Origin of the sequence: Veillonella sp. 3913 (assembly GCF_003992235.1) — a bacterium.
Taxonomy (GTDB): domain Bacteria; phylum Bacillota; class Negativicutes; order Veillonellales; family Veillonellaceae; genus F0422.
The window spans coordinates 16,342-36,087 of sequence record NZ_RQVF01000004.1; the positions used below are offsets into that span (position 1 = coordinate 16,342).

The 19,746-nt window shown below is 39.2% G+C and carries 7 protein-coding genes; all 7 read right to left on the bottom strand.

The features are described from left to right. Positions 1 to 206: 206 nt before the first annotated feature. The 7 genes from EO113_RS05835 to ilvA all read right to left on the bottom strand — a co-directional run bounded on the left by EO113_RS05835 (position 207) and on the right by ilvA (position 19,640). Positions 207 to 902 (bottom strand): hypothetical protein, encoded by a 696-nt coding sequence (locus EO113_RS05835; protein WP_127135785.1) that lies wholly within the window; start codon positions 900 to 902, stop codon positions 207 to 209. Between the two features lie 267 nt (positions 903 to 1,169). Continuing rightward, entirely contained in the window at positions 1,170 to 11,582 is a 10,413-nt protein-coding gene (locus EO113_RS05840) for an ESPR-type extended signal peptide-containing protein (RefSeq protein ID WP_127135786.1), read from the bottom strand. A 2,612-nt stretch (positions 11,583 to 14,194) separates the two neighbouring features. Continuing rightward, the gene (ilvC, locus tag EO113_RS05845) at positions 14,195 to 15,205 is read right to left on the bottom strand and encodes a ketol-acid reductoisomerase (RefSeq protein WP_127135787.1); all 1,011 of its coding nucleotides are present in this window, start codon (positions 15,203 to 15,205) and stop codon (positions 14,195 to 14,197) included. A gap of 164 nt (positions 15,206 to 15,369) precedes the next feature. Beyond that, complete coding sequence (locus tag EO113_RS05850; RefSeq protein WP_127135788.1) at positions 15,370 to 16,173, bottom strand: ABC transporter ATP-binding protein; 804 nt, start codon at positions 16,171 to 16,173, stop codon at positions 15,370 to 15,372. Continuing rightward, the gene (gene ilvN, locus EO113_RS05855) at positions 16,173 to 16,667 is read right to left on the bottom strand and encodes an acetolactate synthase small subunit (protein ID WP_009353959.1); all 495 of its coding nucleotides are present in this window, start codon (positions 16,665 to 16,667) and stop codon (positions 16,173 to 16,175) included. Before ilvN ends, EO113_RS05850 begins: the two co-directional genes overlap by 1 nt. Then, the gene (gene ilvB, locus EO113_RS05860) at positions 16,660 to 18,381 is read right to left on the bottom strand and encodes a biosynthetic-type acetolactate synthase large subunit (protein ID WP_127011132.1); all 1,722 of its coding nucleotides are present in this window, start codon (positions 18,379 to 18,381) and stop codon (positions 16,660 to 16,662) included. Before ilvB ends, ilvN begins: the two co-directional genes overlap by 8 nt. A gap of 32 nt (positions 18,382 to 18,413) precedes the next feature. Further along, complete coding sequence (gene ilvA, locus EO113_RS05865; protein ID WP_127135789.1) at positions 18,414 to 19,640, bottom strand: threonine ammonia-lyase; 1,227 nt, start codon at positions 19,638 to 19,640, stop codon at positions 18,414 to 18,416. Positions 19,641 to 19,746 lie beyond the last annotated feature (106 nt).

Genomic DNA, 19,746 nt, shown 5'->3' on the forward strand with positions numbered 1-19,746 from the left:
ATTCCAAGTATTCCATATCATACATATAGTATACACTATTCCTCTAACGATTTATATAGCTTTCCTTAGTACTATAGCAGCTAGTTTTTATAATGAATGCTATAGGATAACACATGTATCCAATATAAAAATAGAGAATGATTGCCTTCTGACAAATCATTCTCTATCACTTCAAATAGGATACTACAATCCTATGAATCTCTCAATTATTTTAAAACATGAGATAATTCTTTATTTGTTTCTTTTACTGTTTGTTTTGCAGTGTACCAAACAAGTTCGTTAATGTAGTAACGAAGTTCTTCGTTATTTACAGTCATTGCATTATTGCTTGCTGCAGCAAGAATTGCTTTTGCAATATCTTCGCCACGAACAGTCTCACCTTGTCGATCCAATACTGCTTTTACATTGGATAATGCATCTTGACGCACATTGCGTAACACATTCCAACCATAGCTATTGCTATAACCATTTACAGCTTCTGTAGCCTTTTCATTATCTTTATTAAGGAATGTTTCATAGTTACCAGAATGTTCGTATTTGTTATCACCATTCCAGTTATGAGCACGTTTGAAGAATTCCACACGGTTAGTTAAGTTGCGATCTAATACAGTAAGGAAGTCTTGGTTTACATCATGTTTAACAAAACGATCTTGACGATCTGTCAAACGTTCACCAGCTACTTGGCGTTTTACCAAATCTTGACGAACTTCATGAGCACGTTCCAATACTTTACCTAAATCTTCCACAGCTACTACTGTTTCTTGCATTGGTGCTACTAATTCATAGCCAACAGCTACGCCTGTTACGTTTGCTGGATTCTTTTGGCTATACAATTCATCGCTCATAGCAAAGCTAGAGCCTACTGTTACTAATAACGCTGCTGTTAAAATTGCTTTTTTCAATGTTATTCTCCCATTTCAAACATTACATAATATAATTCTAGTCTAGTATAAGTGTAAGTCAATAATACATATTATACACCATATCAATATCTTTTGTATACTATAATTTTCGATATACACTAATATTTTATCAATAAATTACGTTAATTATGCAAAATCGATAAAGAGCTGCAATACAATATGTCATTACATATCCATTGCAGCCCTTTTATCTTAGTCACAGATTTCTATATCATTCTTCTAAGAAATATACCTCTGTAAGAAAGATTAGCCTTTCTTAACATATTGAAGCACTTCCGCTAATTGTGCTTTTAAGTTATTAATTTCATCTTTTTGCACTTGGTTTTGTGCTTCTAAGGCTGATACTTTATCTTGTAAAGTATAGGAAGAACTGATAGGACCTTGACGGAATGTGTCTTTTACTGCCGTTTCATCTGCACGGGATCCAAATTTCCAGCTTACACCTGCGTTCGCCATTAATTCATCACCACGGCTACCGATAGATGCTCCTGCATGGAATAAAGTAGACTCATTTTTGTAATGTGCAATACCTAATGCTAAGGCAGCTTCACCTTTATATGCACCCACGCCAGCCATAATTGTTGTTGGCTCTAATGGATCATATTGTAAGTGACGTAATGCACCCATAGCTGCAGCTTGCGCACCCATACGGTTCATACGCATATTGATGTTATTGGCTACACCTTTTAATTGAGATACGTTAACTGCATCTGTATCTGCCACACCTGGCGCTACATTAGACATCACTTGGCCGCCAGCAGAAATACCGGATTTCATCACTGGTTTTCCAGTCGCTGGATCTACCATAGGTTTTCCAGTTTTTGGATCAGTCACAGCAGTTGGAGCTCCGAAGGATACTACTTTTGTAGCATCTACTTTTGGATTACCATCTTTATCAAGGATTGGTTTTCCAGTTTTTGGATCTTTCAATTTAGCTGTTTCAGGAGTGATGGATAAGCCATTACCAGTAATCTTAGTAGAAGTTCCATCTGGGTTCTCAAAATTAGCAGAACTCATTTTCTCTAAATCTTTTGCTAATTGAATAGATAATTTACCATTGTCATGAAATACGCCAATATTGCCTGTTGTTGTATCTGCTTTCGCCACTGGCTTACCATTTTCACGGTTACCACCTGTAAATTCCATAGTAGAATTCAACGGTTTACTGATAGTTTCCCCATCATCACCTACAAAACGAAGGCCATCATCCATAGTAGCTACATTACGAGGTTTACCATCTGTACCTGTGTATTGGATACGATCCATAGTTGGTGCATTTGGAATCGGAGTTTTACCTGCTTTTGGAGTTACTACAGTTTTTCCATCTTTTACTTCTACTGTAACATCTGCCGGTGCATACCAGTTACCATCATTAGCACGAACTGCATCTTTTGGTGTATTTTCCAAATCAGCAGGTGCTTTTGCTGTAGAAATATCTACTTGAGAAGCATCTTTACCATCTTTGCTAGCATCTTTCAATGTTAAAGTACCTTTACCATCTTTAGCTGTTGCAGATACGCCATCGTTACCTTTAGCGTCCTTCACAGTCATAGCACCATCTTTACCATCTGCTAACTGATCTTTTGGAGTCGCTGTTAATGGTTGTGCTACTGGAGCTGGTTTACCATCTTTTACAACAGTATTTGTTTGACGATCTTTAGCAGAGCCTGCTGGATATGGTTTACCATCGATTATCACTGTACCTGCTGGGTATACTTTTCCATCATTTACCAATGCATTTTCTGGATAGTATTCACCATTGATTTGTTTCAATGGGTTACCAGCTTTATCTTTTGCAGGACCACCAGTTGTTACACTGTCGATATGAAGGTCACGGTTTACATCTACTTTTACATACGTAGTTGTTACTGTAGCACCATCTTTATCTTCCGCTGCATCCACTACCATAGATACTGTTGTATTCGCACCATTCACATATTTTACGTTATCCTTAGGGTTAACTCTTTCATATGTTTTAGCCTCTTCACTGAAAGCTTTATCTGTGGAGCCAATACCAATATTCCAACCAGATTTTTGGATAGCTGTAGCTACAGAGTTACCTGTTACATACCCATCACCATCGTTTCTTACTGTGTCTGTTGGTTTTATTGGAAACTCTTCTTTCATGGCTTTACCAGTTTTAGGGTCTTTTTTATAGATTTTACCATCTTCACCACGTACAGCCTTAACTTCTTTACCATCTGCATCAGTAATGATCACATTATTTGTTACACGGCCTTCTTTTAAAGCTACAGTAATTTCACGAGTACCATCAGCTAATGTTTTACCAGTTACTTGTACACCATTATCACCTTTGAACTCTACTTTATTGGCATTACGCATTTGCTCTGTATAGCCATTATCTTTGGCAGATACAACAAAGCCCATGTTTTGTAAATCTCCCACAGTAGCTGCGTTGTTAGGGTTAGAGTTTTCAAAGTTAATCAATCCTGCTTTATCAGCATTTTCTGGTTTTTCCTCTGGGAATTGTTCCTCTGCATTAGGCTTAGGTTCACCTTTTTCTAAATCACTAGCTTTATACCAGTTACCATCATTACCTTTTTCAAGAACATCACCAGCTTTATTTTTTGCTACCAATGGGCTAGCAACAGGTGTAGCATCCTTTTTCGGTTTACCATTAGGCTCTACTTGATCTGCTGGATACCATTTACCATCATTCGCTAATTTTACATCATCAGCAGGTTTGAATGTTTCCGCACCATTCGCTACATTACCTAATTGAGTTGGAGTCGTAGTTTGATTATTTGGTGCATCTGCTGTATTAGCAACATTCGGGTTAACCATATTAGATTTCAATGGATCTTTTGCTGTATCAATTGGTTTAATTACATTTCCATCTTTATCTAATAAGTCACCATTTGGAGCTGTTTTAACAGCTGGTTTACCATCTGGACCAATTGGTTGACCTTTTTCATTTACTGGATAATATTTATCGCCCACTTTAGATACTGGTTTACCATCTGCTGTTGTATATGTAATTGGTAACCCTGTTACATTGAAAGTCACATCGCTTGTTGTGCCATCTGCTGCTGTAGTTACCACTGCAGTTGTATTGCCACCGTTTACAAAGTTTACAGTATCAAATGGTTTCACAAAATCACGAGCTTCCCCATTATTTTGTAAATTCCAACCAGCATTTAATACATCAGATACTGTAGCTGCATTGTTACCAGCAAAGTTAGGGTTAGGTTTTCCATCTTTTGTTGGTTTCAATAAGTCAGCTGCTTCCGTTGCTGTCAATGGAGCTTTGTTGATATTGTTTACATCTCCTGCAGTTCCTTTTTCTGTACCATCAGGGTTTGTAACTTTTTTATCAGCATCATTCACTGCTGGGATATTGTTTTTCACATTATTCAATGTTGTTGGAGTGGTTGTACCTTCAGGACCATTTAGAGATGTATTCACATCACCTGCTGGTACTGTTTCATCTCCTGCACCTTTTCCATCCGGAGTTGTATGGTAAGTTACATTGCCATTTTCATCTTTTACTGGATATACTTTTTTACCATCTTTATTAGTATAGTTCACAGGTGTTTGTGCATTATTCGTAGATACTTGGTCATCTACTTTTACAGTGATAGTACGTACACCGTTCTCATCTGTTTTACCAGTAACACTCGCTGTACCTTCACCTACGAATTTCACTTCGTTAGCATTACGCACTTGATCAGAGTAGTTATTACCTTCTGCAGATACAATCCAACCTAAGTTTTGTAAATCACCTACCGTAGCTGCATTATTAGGGTTAGAGTTACTGAAGTCAATCAAACCTGCTTTACCAATGTTAGCTGGTACGTCTACTGGTGCTGCCCCTGTTTTAGGTTGACCATTAGGCTCTACTTGATCCGCTGGATACCATTTACCATCATTAGCCATTTTTTTGCCATCTACTGGAGCAAATGTGTTAGCACCGTTCGCTACATTACCCAATTGTGTTGGACTTGTCGTTTGGTTATTTGGTGCTTCCTTAGAGTTAGCAACATTTGGATTCACTAAATTAGTTTGTAATGGATTTGCTTTTGTATCGATTGGTTCAATAACAGTACCATCTTCTGTAACTGGTTTACCTTCTGCATTAGTTTTTACAGCTGGTTTGCCATCTGGAGTAACCGGTTGACCTTTTTCATTCACTGGATAGTATTTATCACCAATTTTAGATACTGGTTTACCATCTTTATCTGTAAACGTCACAGGCAATCCTGTTACATTGTAGGTAACATTGCTTGTTGTGCCATCTTCATTAGTAGTTACTACTGCTGTTGTATTAGCACCATCCACAAAGTTTACAGTGTCATATGGTTTTACAAAGTCTTTCGCAGTACCGTTGTTTTGTAAGTTCCAACCTGCATTCAATACATCAGATACTGTAGCTGCATTGTTACCAGCAAATTTAGGATTTGGCTTTCCATCTTTTGTTGGGTTCAATAAGTCAGCTGCATCTGCTGCTGTAATAGGAGCTGCTGTATTGTTTTTACCGTCAATTGGAGCACCATTTACATCGTATGCTTTTTTATCAGCATCATTTACAGTTGGTAAATTACTTTTCACATTACCCAATTGTGTTGGAGTCGTAGTTTGATTATTTGGTGCATCTGCTGTATTAGCAACATTCGGGTTAACCATGTTAGATTTCAATGGATCTTTTGCTGTATCGATTGGTTCAATAACAGTACCATCTTCTGTAACTGGTTTACCTTCTGCATTAGTTTTTACAGCTGGTTTACCATCTGGAGTAATAGGTTGACCTTTTTCATTTACTGGATAGTATTTATCACCAATTTTGGATACTGGTTTACCATCTTTATCTGTGAACGTTACAGGCAATCCTGTTACATTGTATGTAACATTGCTTGTTGTACCATCTGTATTAGTTGTTACAACTGCTGTTGTATTCGCACCATCTACAAAGTTTACAGTATCAAATGGTTTCACAAAATCACGAGCTTCGCCATTATTTTGTAAGTTCCAGCCAGCATTTAATACGTCAGATACTGTAGCTGCATTGTTACCAGCAAAGTTAGGGTTTGGTTTTCCATCTTTTGTAGTTGGTTTCAACAAGTCCGCAGCTTCTTCTGCTGTCAATGGAGCTTTGTTGATATTGTTTACATCTCCTGCAGTTCCTTTTTCTGTACCATCAGGGTTTGTTACTTTTTTATCAGCATCATTCACTGCTGGAATGTTGTTTTTCACATTTTTCAATTCTGTTGGACTTGTTGTACCTTCAGGACCATTGATAGATGTAACAACATTATTATTTGGTACAACTTCATCATTATCGCCTTTTCCATTTGGAGTTGTGTGATATGTTACAGTACCGTCATCACCTTTAATTGGATATACTTTCTTACCATCTTTATCTGTGTAGACTACAGGTGTTTGTGCATTATTTGTAGACACTTGGTCATCTACTTTTACAGTGATAGTACGTACACCATTCTCATCTGTTTTACCAGTAACTGTAGCTGTACCTTCACCTACGAATTTCACTTCGTTAGCATTACGTACTTGATCAGAATAGTTGTTACCTTCTGCAGATACAATCCAACCTAAGTTTTGTAAATCACCTACAGTAGCTGCATTATTAGGGTTAGAGTTGCTGAAGTCAATCAAACCTGCTTTACCAACGTTTTCTGGCTTCGCTACTGGTTGTACATTCTCTTTTGGTTGACCATTTGGAAGTACGTCCGCTGCATTATACCATTTACCGTCATTACCTAATTTTTTGCCATCTACTGGATCAAATGTGTTAGCACCATTCGCTACATTACCCAATTGTGTTGGACTTGTAGTTTGATTATTTGGTTTTTCTTTTGTATTTTCTACATTAGGATTCACCAAATTGGATTGTAATGGATTTGCTTTTGTATCGATTGGTTCAATAACAGTACCATCTGCTGTAACTGGTTTACCTTCTTCATTAGTTTTTACAGCTGGTTTACCATCTGGAGTAACCGGTTGACCTTTTTCATTCACTGGATAGTATTTATCACCAATTTTAGATACTGGTTTACCATCTTTATCTGTGAACGTCACAGGTAATCCTGTTACATTGTACGTTACATTGCTTGTTGTACCATCTTCATTAGTTGTTACTACTGCTGTTGTATTAGCACCATTCACGAAGTTTACAGTATCATATGGTTTTACAAAATCACGAGCTTCGCCATTGTTTTGTAAGTTCCAACCTGCATTCAATACATCAGATACTGTAGCTGCATTGTTACCAGCAAATTTAGGGTTTGGTTGTCCATCTTTTGTTGGGTTCAATAAATCAGCTGCATCTGCTGCTGTAATAGGAGCTGCTGTATTGTTTTTACCATCGATTGGATTACCATCTACATCAGATGCATTTTTATCAGTATCATTTACAGTTGGTAAGTTATGTTTCACATTGTCCAACGTAGCTGGAGTTTTTGTACCTTTTGGTCCGTTAATGCTTGTTTTCACTGGACCAGTTACAGTATCGCCAGTACCATTTGGATTTTTCTTGAAGATTGGGTTACCTTGTGGATCTTTTTCACCAGTAGGATATACACGATCGCCATTTTCATCTGTGTATACTACAGGAGATACCGCATTATTTGCAGCTGCTTGATCGTCCACTTTTACAGTGATAGTACGTACACCTTTATCATCTGTTTTACCAGATACTGTGGCTGTACCTTCACCTACGAATTTCACTTCGTTAGCATTTTTCACTGTAGCTGTATAAGGTGTATCTAGACTACCAGTTGTTTTATCAGAAGATACAATCCAACCCATATTACGTAAATCACCTACAGTAGCCGCTGTGTTATCGCTAACTTTTGGCTCACTACCATCTGCTGGTTTAGATAAATCTACTAATCCATTATTCGCAGGTGTAGATCCTGGTACTTGTGTACCATCAACTGTATCACCATATTTATTCAAACCAGATGTTACATTATTTAATGCTGTTGGATCTGTCGTATTTGTTTTATCTCCTGCTGGAGTTGGATTTACTAAAGCTGTTTTTAACGGTTTTGTTGTATCAACAGGGTCAATTACATTGCCTTGTGCATCTAATGGTTGACCTTTGTCATTCACTTTAGTACTTGGATTACCATCAGCATCTACTGGTTGACCTTGATTATTTACTTTGTAATACTTGTCGCCTACTTTTGCTACTGGGTTACCTTCTGCATCTGTATATGTTACAGGTAATCCTGTTACATTGTATGTAACATTGCTTGTTGTGCCATCTGTAGACGTAGTTACTACAGCTGTTGTATTAGCACCATTTACGAAGTTTACAGTGTCATATGGTTTTACAAAATCTTTTGCAGTACCATTATTTTGTAAATTCCAACCTGCATTTAATACGTCTCCTACAGTAGCTGCATTGTTAGGATTTACATAATTAGGAGCTGCTTTATCTGTTGTATTAACAGGAGCATGGTTAGTAGTTGGCGCTTGTGTATCTTTTTTAGCACCATCTAAGTTACCTGCTACATTAGATAATGTAGTTGGTGTCTTAGTACCTTCTGGACCATTGATAGAAGCAATCACATTCTCTTTAGGGATTTCAGCACCTTTTCCATCTGGAGTTGTATGGTAAGTCACATTGCCATTTGCATCTTTTACTGGATATACTTTCGTACCATCTGCAGTTGTATAACTTACAGGTTGCTCAGGCATTTCTTGAGCCTCTGCTTTCACAGTAATAGTACGAACACCATTTTCTGTTTTACCAGATACAGTAACGCCACCCTCTCCTACGAATTTTACTTCGTCAGCATTTTTTACTTGGTCTGTGTAGGCTTTTGTTAATTCACCTGTTGTTTTGTCAGAAGATACAACCCAACCCATATTACGTAAATCACCTACAGTAGCTGCTGTAGTATCAGGAACTGGAGTACCTGTAGCTGGTTTACTTAAATCTACAAGACCTGCTTTTGGTGTTCCAGGATCATAATTTGTCAAACCAGATGTAACATTTTTAATTGTTTTGCCACCATTATCTAAGCCATCTTTTGTTAAAGATACTGGCTTTGCTGACGCATCTTTTGGCGTGATTGTCATGCCATTGCCATTGATCACAGTGGTATCACCAGCCGCATTTTTGAAACCAGCACTCGTTAAACCTTTCAATTCAGGTTGTAAGGAATAGATAAAGTTTTTACCATCTTGTTTAATAGCAAGGTTGTCACCAGCTTTGAAAGTAACTAAATCGCCAGCTTTAATTTTTTCTTCTGATTTACCTGTTTCTGTACCAGAATCAACGCTTCCAGCAGTTGCTTTCCAAGCAGCATTATTCACAGCATTTACCACTGTATCTACAGTGGCTAATTTATTTCCATCTCCTGTATTAGGAGCTGCTTTTCCATCATTACCAGTATTAATAGTACCAGTATTAGCTTTTAGTTTGCCATCTGTTGTTTTGCCAATTGTATCACCATCTGTATTCACAGAAATACCATTTGCATCTGATGTAATAGATCCATCTGCAGCTTTAACATCGAATTTTACATTCGCACCTTTAGCTGTGGTTACAGTAGTACCATTTTTTACTTCTTCTTGTTTCGTAACAGTCACAGTAGTACCATTACCATTTACAAAGTTTACTTGGTCTTCTGTACCAATACCAACCACTTTAGTTTTAGAATCACCAGCAATGTTCCAACCTGTAGCTAATTTTTTAGAAATAGAGTTTAACTGAGAACCATTGATAGCATCTGTAGAATCATCTGCTACACGACCAGCTGCTACGTTTTTCAATTGACGTTCTGCCCCAGAACTACCAAAGGATACTACGTCACCTTCAGCTGTATTGGTACCACCAGCCCAGTTGAACGTATACGCCTTATTTGGTGAGTTATCGTCAACAATATTGCCTTCTTTATCGTAGCTTACACTTAATTGACGTGTGCCTACTAAATCAGTAGTAGAACCAGTACCAATAGCCACCGCATTTTGACGTGTAGCATGAGCACCTACACCTAAGGCTACAGAGCCAATTGCATCAGAACGAGAACCAGCACCAATAGCTGTACCTAAATCACCTCTAGATAATGCATGTACACCTAAGGATGTGGAGGCGTGACCATTTTTATATTTATTATCCGCGAAGTTAAGCGCACTCGTATCCATAGTAAGACCAGTCAATACTTTATACGCCTCAGCTACCGTTCCTGTACTTGGAGTCGTACCAGCAAAAGTATATTCCCGTTTTACATCTTTACCATTGATTTTTTCAGTGACAGTTTTTTTCTCAACCTGTCCATTATCTTTCTGGAAGTTTGTCGTTTGAGCCGCTGCAGAGGCGATATTTGCACCACCGATCATGATGGAGGAATCACCTTGTGCATTTGTAGCACGACCCATAGCAATAGCGCCATCTTTACCAGTAGCTTTTGCTTGGTAACCTAAGGCAATATCACCATAATCTGCCCAAGATGCTGTACCACCTGCTAACGCATAGGCACCATTCGCTACGGAAGCCATACCAATGGCTACCGCAGCTTCTGCATTTGGTTGCACTGTAGAACCAGCACCGATAGCTGTAGCACCGAAAGCACCCATACGAACTACGGAGTTAGTACCGATAGCTGTACCCAAAGCTGTAGTGGAATGGGCTTCCATACCGATAACTACGGAACCAGATTGACCATACGTAGATCTATATCCAGTTGGCATATCACGGCCTACTAGTTTTTTATATTGTCCCGCTACTGTTGCAGTGCTTTCAGTATAGGCTAAATTATAGTCATCAATGGTATTTACATTCGTTCTGTTCACCGCATCATTTGTTACCACTTGGTATTTATTATTACGCAATTGATCTGTATCATTACCACCTAAGGCAACAACACCGTCACCAGCAACCACTTGTCCACCGATAGCAATAGATTGGTCACCGATGGCACGAGCCTCTGCACCTAGGGCAGTCGCTTCATTGATATGATTTTTACGATAAAATGTTAAACCATTATCGACATTGCCCCCTTGTAATGCTGTTTTCGTATCTGCAGGAGCCTTCTCATCTAGACCATAACCAGCTTTTACAAGTACATTTGCATTATTATCCGCATTGGTTTCATTATTAACTAATTTATTACCATTGCTAGGATCTGTACGAAGACCCGCACCTGCTTGGAAACCAAATGCTGTAGCCGCATTCAAACGATACGTCCCATTTTCACCAAATCCTGTGTAGGCACCACGACCAACCACTGTGTTAGGGCGCCCCCCATTACCAGATCCTTCACTGAATGCATCACGGCCGATAACCACAGTACCTTCTGCATTATTTGTGGTTTTAGCATTTTTACCAATAACAATACTAGTGTTACCTTGTACCTTAGTCTCAGTACCAATCGCAATGGTATCTTGACCATTAGTAATCGTTGCGCTCTTACCTATAGCGACAGCACGTGCCTGATTCGCATTTGCCGCTTCACCAAGGGCTACAGCGTCATTAGAACCTGTACCAGCTTGATTCAGAGCTGCACCAACTGTACTTGTTAAGACAGGGCTTACCGCCATAGCCATAGCAGCAGAGCTAATAACAATCGCTTTCGCCTTATTACGACCTACACGCTTTGCTAATTCAGACACTACTACGTAGCATCCCTTAGTTTTGTTCCAAACTACTTTATAAATCCGATTTAATCCCATATAAATCTCCTTTACAACATTACTTATAAACTAAGTCCTATATATCGACTACTATAGAATAACTTATATTCCTCTCACCCAGTATTCTTCTACTATCAAAATAAACCTTCAGTTTCCTAAAGGTTCTTTCGTGGAAAGCAATATTTATACACGAACCATACACTCTACATATACTTGTTAGCCACGACCTAGCAAATAATCTGTTGTGTAAATCTAGTTCAAATTATTTCGATATAATTATACATGAATTTGTATACATTATCAATAACTAATTTAAAAAACTTTCACAATTTATCTGTAATCTATAGAATAACAGTATTCTTACTATCTACCACTATCTTCATACACCATTCATTTATTACATATTAATTCATTTAAGTTTTAATTTTATGTATAAACTATCAATTTTAAGCAATAGTTCGCATTTTTATTCCCAAATGAAATTAGGCATCAACAGATATGGATTGTTACATCCCAATCCAACAATTTTACACTATTTATTCAAAATGTTTATAATTGAATTATTGTGTATATTATTGTAGAAGAATTTAGATATTATGTTTCTATTTTGCTGAAATTTCTTCATCAATTTACACGATTAAAATTTGCACAATATATTGTATATTGCATTCAAAAAACTGTGTATTTATATAGTATAACTAGAGAAAACAATTATTATCTTCCCTAAGGAACACCAATACGAGTAGTAGCCTTTGTGGCGTTCCTACTACCTAAATCACACAAACGCAAAAGACCGCAACATGCTCCTGAACAAACCTAACCACTGTATCAGTTTGAGAAGGGGTGTGTTACATTTTTCAATTTCCTAAGGAACGCAGTTATGCGTAGCAGCCTTTGTGGCGTTCCATTACTACTCGAATTACACAAATACAAGAAGACCGTAACATACCCCTGAACAAACCTAACCACTGTATAGTTTGAGAAGGGGTGTGTTACGGTCTTCCCTTTATCTTATTCAGTTACAAACGCCACAGGCTGCATAGCGAAACAAATGACGATTGTATTGTACCTATAACCTATGCTATAATTAAGTCAATAAAAGAAGAGCCATCAACGTCTGCTAGCGTTAGGCTCATCTCTGGGAATTACAAATAAGAAATGGCCTAACGTGCTAAGGTGTATAAGACCTTATACGTTAGGCTTTTTCATTGTCTATATTACTAGATCAATGAGCTGAATTACTAAACTAGTAATAGAAATAATCAATGAGATTGCTTCATACTTAGTCATAGCAACCACCTCCTCCCAAACTAGGAAGAGATGAGCCTAACAACACATCAATGACTCTTACAATTTCAATTATAGCACAATCTATTCGTACTGTTTATATGAACTAAATACTCTGAGGAACGCCGTTATGAGTAGCAGCCTTTGTGGCGTTCCTTTTTACCTAAATTACACAAACGCAAGAAGAGCACGACATGTTCCGGAGCAAACCTAACCACTGTATCAGTTCGGGTCGGAATATGTCGTGCTCTTCCCTTTGTTTCTATTTAGTTACAAACGCCACAAGGCTACATAGCGAAATAAGTGACAATTGTATTTAACTCTGAACTATGCTATACTTGGGGTATCAAAAAGAGAGCCATTAACGTGCGGTTAGCGTTAGGCTCATCTCAAAACAACAAAATGTGATGATGCCTAACGTGTATAAGTACTGGTTATACTTATCTTTACGTTAGGCATTTTCATTATCTATTTAAATAGATCTTTAAACAGGTCAATGATACTTACTATTACAGAAATTAGATAAAGCAATAAAGTATACTTTTCATACTTTCTCATAGTATCACCTCCTCCTAAATTAGGAAGAGACAAGCCTAACTCACATTAGTGACTCTCATACCACCATTATACACCTAGATATACATTATGCGAATTAACAATATTATGAATATCATCTTAAGGAACGCCGTTACGCGTAGTAGCCTTTGTGGCATTTGTAATATTCCTATTAACTGTGCTATAATTAAACCAACAAAAGAAGAGCCATCGACGTCTGCTGGCGTTAGGCTCATCTCAGAAGAATAAAGAGAAATGGCCTAACGTGTATAAGTACTGCGAATACTTATTGTTACGTTAGGCTTTTTCATTTCTATTGAAAGAAACGATAAATATCTATAATCAACTTAAAAAACTTTATCAATAAAGATAACTTTCTAAAATTTCTCATAGAAATCACCTCCTCCCATAATAGGAAGAGATGAGCCTAACAACACGTCAATGACTCTTACTGAGGAACGCCATTACGAGTAGTGGCCTTTGTGGCGTTCTCTTACTACCTAACTCATACAAACACAAGAAGAGCACGGTGTGCCCCGAACAAACATTATGAAATACCGTTTGTGAGGGGTATACCGTGCTCTTCCCTTTGCCCTATTTAGTTACGAACGCCACAAGGCTACATAGCGGAATAAGTTCCGTCACAAAAAGCCCCCAAAAGTAAATAGCCTTCTTTTCCTCTAAGTATCCTGTAAGCAAAAAGCACGCAACATGCTCCTGAGCAAACATTATGAAATACCGTTTGTGAAGGAGTGTGTTGCGTGCTTTCCTTATACTACTTCATGATTTATATGAAGGCTATTTACTTTTTACTTTTTGATCCAAGGCATCAATTTACGTAATTCGCCGCCCACTTCTTCTACTTGATGTGCTGCAGATTGTTTACGTTGTTCGTTAAGGTATGGGTAGCCTGCTGCATAGTCACCAAGGAATTGATCAGCAAATTTGCCATCTTGGATATCTTTTAATACACCACGCATAGCTTCTTTTGCAGATGCTGGGATTACTTTTGGTCCTGTAATATAGTCACCGAACTCAGCTGTGTTGGAGATGGATTTACGCATTGTTTCGAAACCACCTTCGTAGATCAAGTCGATGATTAATTTCATTTCATGAACACATTCAAAGTATGCGTTAACTGGGTTGTAACCAGCTTCTACCAATACTTCGAAACCAGTTTGCATCAATGCACATACACCACCGCAAAGTACTGCTTGTTCACCGAATAAGTCAGTTTCAGTTTCTTGACGGAAGTCAGTTTCCAAAATACCGGAACGGCCACCGCCTACACCAGATGCCCATGCTAAGGCCACTTCTTTAGTGTCTCCGCTTGGATCTGCATATACAGCGTACAAGCAAGGAACGCCAGAACCTTCTTGGAATGTACGACGTACTAAGTGACCAGGTCCTTTAGGAGCTACCATGAATACGTTTACGTCAGCAGCTGGTTTAATTTTACCGAAATGAATGTTGAAACCATGAGCAAATGCCAAGTACGCACCTTGTTTAAGATTAGGAGCGATGGATTTTTCGTAAGTTTCTGCTTGCAATTCATCTGGAATCAAGATCATCACAACGTCTGCACCTTTTACAGCATCCCCTGTTTCTTTTACTACGAAACCAGCTTCTTCCGCTTCTTTCCAGGATTTGGAACCTTCACGAAGACCGATTTGTACGTCCATGCCGCTTTCTTTCAAGTTCAATGCATGCGCATGACCTTGGGAACCGTAGCCAAGAACTGTAATTTTTTTACCTACTAATGCTTGTAGATTGCAATCTGCATCATAAAATACTTGTGTGCCTAAAATGTTACCTGCCATTGTGATAACCTCCTACTTTGTAATACATGTGTTAATGTTTATAATTTACTAGATTTTCTAGTGAAATTCAACTGATTTTCAGCCTTTCGGCTTACTGATTTACCATACTTAGTATGATAAATTGGTATAATTAAAAATATCTTTGTACACTCTATAAAAACATTTTATGAAAGTACTTGCAGCCAAGGTCGATCTTGGACCCAAGTCACTTTCACAGACAAACCATAGAGCGCCGATAAAATATCATCGGTAATGACCTCATATTTCGGCCCCGATTGAAAGATTTTGCCTTCTTTTAATAGTGCCACATGGGTCACTGTGGGAAGGATTTCCTCGATTTGGTGCGTCACATAGATAAACGAACAAGGACTGTCCTGAGTCCCACGTTGATTGAGATGACGGAGCAATTGTTCTCGGCTCGGTACGTCTAACCCATTGCATGGTTCGTCTAAGATGAGCAAATCTGGTCTCGTCATCAAAGCACGACCGATTAAAACACGACGTTGCTCCCCTGTGGAAAGTACCCCAAAGTGGCGATATTGTAAATGTTGTAATCCCATACTTGCTAGGACCATATCACAGCGTTGTTCTTCTTCCTCTGTCACTTCTCGATACACACCGATGGTGCCATGCGCTCCCGATAGCAAAATTTGTCGCACCGTTTCATCTCGCATAGTACGTTCAAATTGCCCCAAGGTAGAGCTGACGAATCCAATACGATCTTTCACATCTTTCCAGACGCATTGTCCAAAGGTATGCCCTAGGACACGCACCTCACCACGGGTGGCACAGGTGTAGGCCATAATCATGCCTAGCAAGGTGGACTTGCCTGCTCCATTAAGGCCGAGTAATGCCCAGTTTTCCCCTGTGTTCACATGCCAGTCCACACCTTGTAAAATCGCTTCCCCATTGCGGACAAAGGTAACTCCTTCGTAATGTAACAACTCACCTTGCTTTGGTATAGCCATTACATTTTTTCTCCACGACTCATAGCGGTGCAACCTGTTTTTGCAATTTCCAGAATGCCATATTCTTTCATAATTTCTATGAAAGCATCTAGTTTCTGCGTTTCTCCTGTAATTTCCATCATGATAGAGTTAGGACCTACATCGAGTACATTACCACGATACACATCTGCTAATTGGATAATCTGCGGTCGCACAGACACATCTGCTTTCACCTTAATAAGCATCAATTCACGGCGCACCACTTGTTCTGGAGAGAAAATTTTGACCTTAATGACGTCAATCAATTTATAGATTTGTTTTTGAATTTGGTCTAATTGCACTTCGTCTGTTTCTACGGTCAATGTGATCCGTGCATGATGATTAGGGATAGATATGCCAGATGTCATTTGTGTAACGGAGTACCCACGACGATTAAAGAGGGACAGGATACGAGCCCCGATACCTGGTTTATTTTTTGTAATGACTAGCACTTGGTGTTGTCGTACTTTACTCATTGTCAGGGCCTCCTTTCAATCCAATCATATCTTTGGCGCTGCAACCTGCTGGAATCATTGGGAACACATTTTCTTCTTTTTCCACAATGCAGTTAATCACCACTGGCTCATCGGATAGGATAAGGTCTCGTAATTGACTACGCAAGTCTTCGATAGTGGACAGTGTCACTCCTCGCACGCCATAAGCTTGTGCCAACACTTCAAAGTCTGGACTAATGGATAAATCCACGAAGGAATAGCGATGGTTATTAAAGAGTTCTTGCCATTGGCGAACCATGCCCAAGAAACCATTGTTGATGATGACCACTTTCACAGGGATATTGTAAGCTTTTAATAGGAGCAATTCTTGGCTATTCATCTGTAGGCCCCCATCACCTGTGATGAGCACCACTTTTGTATCTGGTTGTGCCACTTGCGCACCGATGGCTGCAGGCAAACCAAAGCCCATCGTACCCGCTCCACCAGATGTAATGATGGTATTCGGTTTCGAATAGGTAATGAATTGAGATGCCCACATTTGATGTTGCCCTACGTCTGTGACCACGATGGCGTTGCCCTTCACAATGTTATCGATTTCTTGAATTACTTTTTGTGGTAATAAAGACTCTCCCTCATGAGGGCGAACGCGAATTGGGTATTCCTCGCGCCATTCACGGATGCGTTCCAACCAATCTTCATGGGTTTGCGGTGTCAATTCATGGTTCATTTCATTCAACACATGTTTCAAGTCCCCTACGATAGGTACGTCGATTAATTTATTTTTTTCAATTTCTGCTGGGTCAATGTCTACATGTACAATTGTTGCCTGCGGGCAAAATTCTTTTGGCACTCCTGCAATACGATCATCAAATCGTATACCCAATGCCAAAATTACATCCGCTTCATTGGTGGCATAGTTCGCATACACAGTGCCATGCATTCCTAACATCCCCAAGGATAATTGATGTTCTCCTGGGAAAGAACCCAATCCTAGTAAAGTATTTGTGACTGGAATTTGACAGGTAGTGGCTAATTTATATAGCTCTTCTGTAGCGCCTGATAATAACACCCCATGGCCAGCGATAATCAACGGTCGTTTCGCTGCTTTTACAATTTCGATAGCCTTTTTGATTTGCTTTTTATGTCCAATATAGTTTGGATCATAGCCTTCTAGGGAAATCGGTTCATTAAAGATCGCTTCAAATTCTTCATAAGAGATTTCTGCTAATTGCGCATCTCGTGTGATATCTACTAGCACAGGGCCTGGACGACCGGTTGTGGCCAAATAGTAGGCTTCTTTCACTGTTCTCGCAATATCTCGGATATCTTGTACCAAGTAATTATTTTTCGTCACTGGCATGGTAATCCCAATGATATCGGATTCTTGGAACGCATCTTTTCCTAACAAGTGGCTAGCCACCTGACCTGTTATGGCCAAGAGAGGAATAGAATCCATATGCGCCGTCATAATGCCTGTCACAAGGTTCGTCGCCCCTGGACCAGAGGTAGCTAAGCACACACCACATTTGCCAGAAGCACGAGCATAGCCGTCTGCCTCATGAGCCGCCCCTTGTTCATGGCGTGCTAAGTAATGGTTGATGCCCTCAAAATCATAAATTTCATTGTATATAGGAATTACGGCGCCGCCGGGATAACCAAATATGTCTGTCACTCCCAAGCGCTTCAATGTTTCTAGGAGTATGCGAGCTCCTCGAATCATCTTCTGTTCACTCATAGTTTGTCCTCTTTCTATATCCATCTCATCCATTAGTCATGTTCATTAAATTCATTAGAACTAATACGGTGAATCGTATATCCACGGTCCGCCATGGCAGCCGTAATTTTTTTAATATGATCTTCCCCATTCGTTTCTACAGTCACCACTAACTCCACTTCATGGAAGCGATCTAGGTTCTTAAACTGATTATGTTCTAGTTTGATGACATTCGCATTTTGTTCTGCTAAGATTTCAGATACTGCCACTAATTGACCTGGTTTATCTGATAAATTCACAGCAAATGTAAAAATACGACCTCGTACGACTAAACCTTTAGTAATCATGGACGCAATGGTCAATACGTCGATGTTACCACCGCTCAAAATACTAACCACTGTTTTGCCTCGCACTCTTAATTTTTTCAAACCTGCCACTGAAAGTAAGCCAGCATTTTCACCGATGATTTTATGTTTTTCCGCCAATAATAGGAAAGCTTCCATCAATTCATAGTCCGATACGGTTACGATTTCATCTACATAATTTTGGATGTATTCCAAATTCTTGGAACCGATTAATTTTACGGCTGCCCCATCTGCAATGGTACTCACCGATGGGAGTGCTACTGGTTTTCCCTCTTCTACAGCAGCTTTTGCACTGGCTGCGCCCTCTGGTTCTACGCCTATGATCTTTACTTGTGGATTTTTTAGCTTAGCTGCTGCTGCCACGCCGGAGATCAATCCGCCACCACCAACTGGTACTAAAATAATATCTGCATTGGGTAATTCTTCTAAAATTTCTAAGGCAATCGTTCCCTGCCCTTCGATAACATCTTCATCATCGAAAGGATGGACGAACACATAGCCGTGCTTCCCTTGTAGTTCACAAGCCTTTTCATACGCTTCGTCATAAACTTCACCAGCGAGCACTACTTCTGCTCCGTATTGGCGCGTCGCCTCTACTTTAATGAGCGGTGTATGGCGTGGCATAACGATAACTGCTTTAATGCCCAATCGTTGTGCTGCTAGCGCCACACCTTGCGCATGGTTACCGGCAGAGGCTGCAATAACGCCGCACGCCTTTTCTGCTTCTGTTAATTTGGAAATTTTATTGTACGCGCCTCGCAATTTGAAAGACCCTGTACGTTGTAAATTTTCCGGTTTTATATATACATTGTTGCCTGTTTCTTGCGAGTACACAGAGCTATGAATTAATTTTGTTTTCACGGCGATGGTAGCGAGTCTCTCCCTAGCCTCCATGAAATCGTATAATTTATGCATATAAACGTCCTTTCCTAAGTATGTATTCTATCTACGGACCTGTACTTCCCTCATAGATATGTCTATCTTGACTGCATTCCCTCATAGATAATTCTATATCCTGACT

Coding starts and splice junctions, on each gene's coding strand:
- ilvA (WP_127135789.1), bottom strand. CDS start 19,640: ATGCATAAATTATACGATTTCATGGAGGCTAGGGAGAGACTCGCTACC.
- EO113_RS05840 (WP_127135786.1), bottom strand. CDS start 11,582: ATGGGATTAAATCGGATTTATAAAGTAGTTTGGAACAAAACTAAGGGA.
- ilvN (WP_009353959.1), bottom strand. CDS start 16,667: ATGAGTAAAGTACGACAACACCAAGTGCTAGTCATTACAAAAAATAAA.
- EO113_RS05850 (WP_127135788.1), bottom strand. CDS start 16,173: ATGGCTATACCAAAGCAAGGTGAGTTGTTACATTACGAAGGAGTTACC.
- ilvB (WP_127011132.1), bottom strand. CDS start 18,381: ATGAGTGAACAGAAGATGATTCGAGGAGCTCGCATACTCCTAGAAACA.
- ilvC (WP_127135787.1), bottom strand. CDS start 15,205: ATGGCAGGTAACATTTTAGGCACACAAGTATTTTATGATGCAGATTGC.